2 protein-coding genes are annotated in these 2,023 nt (G+C 71.5%); both read left to right on the top strand.

Annotation, left to right across the window (positions count from 1 at the left end; translation table 11 throughout):
• Nucleotides 1-49 precede the first annotated feature (49 nt).
• Entirely contained in the window at nucleotides 50-616 is a 567-nt protein-coding gene (locus ABZ260_RS50470) for an ABC transporter permease (RefSeq protein ID WP_355632941.1), read from the top strand.
• Entirely contained in the window at nucleotides 613-1,941 is a 1,329-nt protein-coding gene (locus ABZ260_RS50465) for an ABC transporter ATP-binding protein (RefSeq protein ID WP_355632938.1), read from the top strand. The genes ABZ260_RS50470 and ABZ260_RS50465 overlap by 4 nt, the downstream gene beginning before the upstream one ends.
• Nucleotides 1,942-2,023: the final 82 nt, after the last annotated feature.

Raw genomic sequence — 2,023 nt, 5'->3', positions numbered from 1 at the left:
GATCGCCCGGGGCAGGGATCCACCGGGCGAATCCAGGTAGGCCCTCAGCGTGGCATGGGCGGACTCGGCATCGTTCTCACTCTCCATCACCTCGACCCGCTACCTCGACGAGCTGCTCAGCCGCCTGTTCGACGTGGTGGCCACCTTCCCGGAGCTGCTGCTCGCCCTGCTGGTCATCGCCGTCACCGGTCCGGGAACCGGCAACGTGATCCTCGCGATCGGCATCGCACAGATCCCCAACTATGCCCGCGTGGTCCGTGCCCAGACGTTCGTGGTGCGTCGCTCCGGCTACGTTGAGCAGGCGGTCACCTTCGGCCTGGCCAGGCCGGTGCTCGTCGCGCGCCACGTGCTGCCCAACGTGCTGGGTCCGCTGCCGGTGCTCGCCACGATCGGCATGGGCACCGCCATCATCGCCACCTCAGGTCTCAGCTTCCTCGGCATGGGGCCGCAGCCGCCCAGCCCAGAGTGGGGCTCGATGCTGTCGGAGGCCCGTAACTACCTGCGCGTCGCCTGGTGGACCGTGCTCTTTCCCGGGCTCTCCGTCACCCTGACCGTCATCAGCCTGACGCTCGTCGGGCGCCGCCTGCAGCGCCGTTTCGAAGGGAGAGACCGGTGAGCCTCATCGACATCGAGGACCTGCGGGTCGGCTTCCCCGGGGCCGGGGTGGAGGCCGTACGGGGGGTGAGCCTGTCGATCGAGGCGGGTGAGTGCGTGGCGATCGTCGGGGAGTCGGGCTCGGGCAAGAGCGTCACGGCCAGGACCCTGGTCGGGCTGACCGGCCCCGGCGCCTCGGTCACCGCCTCCCGGTTCACGGTCGACGGCCGGGACGCGCTCGGGTTCGGCGCCCGCGACTGGCGGCGGCTGCGCGGCCGATTCGCCGGGTTGGTGCTCCAGGACGCGCTGACCTCTCTGGACCCGCTCCGCACCGTCGGCGACGAGATCGCCGAGGTGCTCGCCACCCACGATGTCGTACCCCGTGCGGCCCGGCGGGAAAGGGTGATCGAGCTGCTGGACGCGGTCGGGGTGCCGGAGCCGGAGGTGCGCGCCCGGCAGTACGCCCACCAGCTGTCCGGGGGGCTGCGCCAGCGGGCCCTGATCGCCTCCGCCATCGCCGCCGATCCGCCACTGATCATCGCCGACGAGCCGACGACGGCGCTCGACGTCACCGTACAGGCCCAGATCCTGCGCCTGCTCGCCGCCCGCAAGGCCACCGGGACCGCACTGCTCATGATCAGCCACGACCTCGCCGTGGTCTCCGCCATCGCCGACCGGGTAGTGGTCATGAAGGACGGGGTGATCGTCGAGGAGGGGGAGACGGGGCGGGTGCTGGCGCGGCCCCGGCACGACTACACCAGGCTGCTGCTCGCGGCCGTACCCTCCGCGATCTCGCGCGGCACCCGGCTGTCCGCCATCGCCGCCGGGGGCGTCGCGCTGCGCACCCCGCTGCCGGAGCGGACCGTGGACCACGCCGCGCCGATTCTGAAGGCCTCGGGGCTCTCCGCCGCGTACGGCTCGCGCACCGTGGTCGACGACGTGTCCTTCGAGGTCTTTCCCGGTGAGACGCTCGGCATCGTGGGGGAGTCCGGTTCCGGCAAGACCACGGTGGCCCGGCTCGTCCTCGGCCTGCTCGAACCCGCCTCGGGAGAGGTGCTGCTGGGCGGTGAGCCCTGGTCGGGCATCCCCGAGCGCGGACGACGCACCCGCAGGTCCCGGATCCAGGTGATCTCCCAGAACCCGCTCGGGTCGTTCGACCCCCGCTACACGGTGGGCCGCCTGGTCGCCGAACCGCTCCGCGGCGCCTCCTCCGGGAGCGGATCCCACCGCGGGGCCTCCTTCGGGAGCGGTTCCCGTCGCGGGACCCCGGCCTCGTGGCGGAAGGACCGGGTGGCCGAGCTGCTCGACCGGGTCGGGCTACCGGCCGACGTCGCGGGAGGTAATTGAGCTCATTTTCCGAGATATGTGTTCGATTGAAGGGAATCGTCTTCAGTTCGGTTGGACTCACCGCCGCAGTGAACAACGAACC

Origin of the sequence: Streptosporangium sp. NPDC006013, assembly GCF_040614275.1 — a bacterium.
Lineage (GTDB): Bacteria > Actinomycetota > Actinomycetes > Streptosporangiales > Streptosporangiaceae > Streptosporangium.
This window is presented reverse-complemented; position numbering and strand designations above follow the sequence as displayed.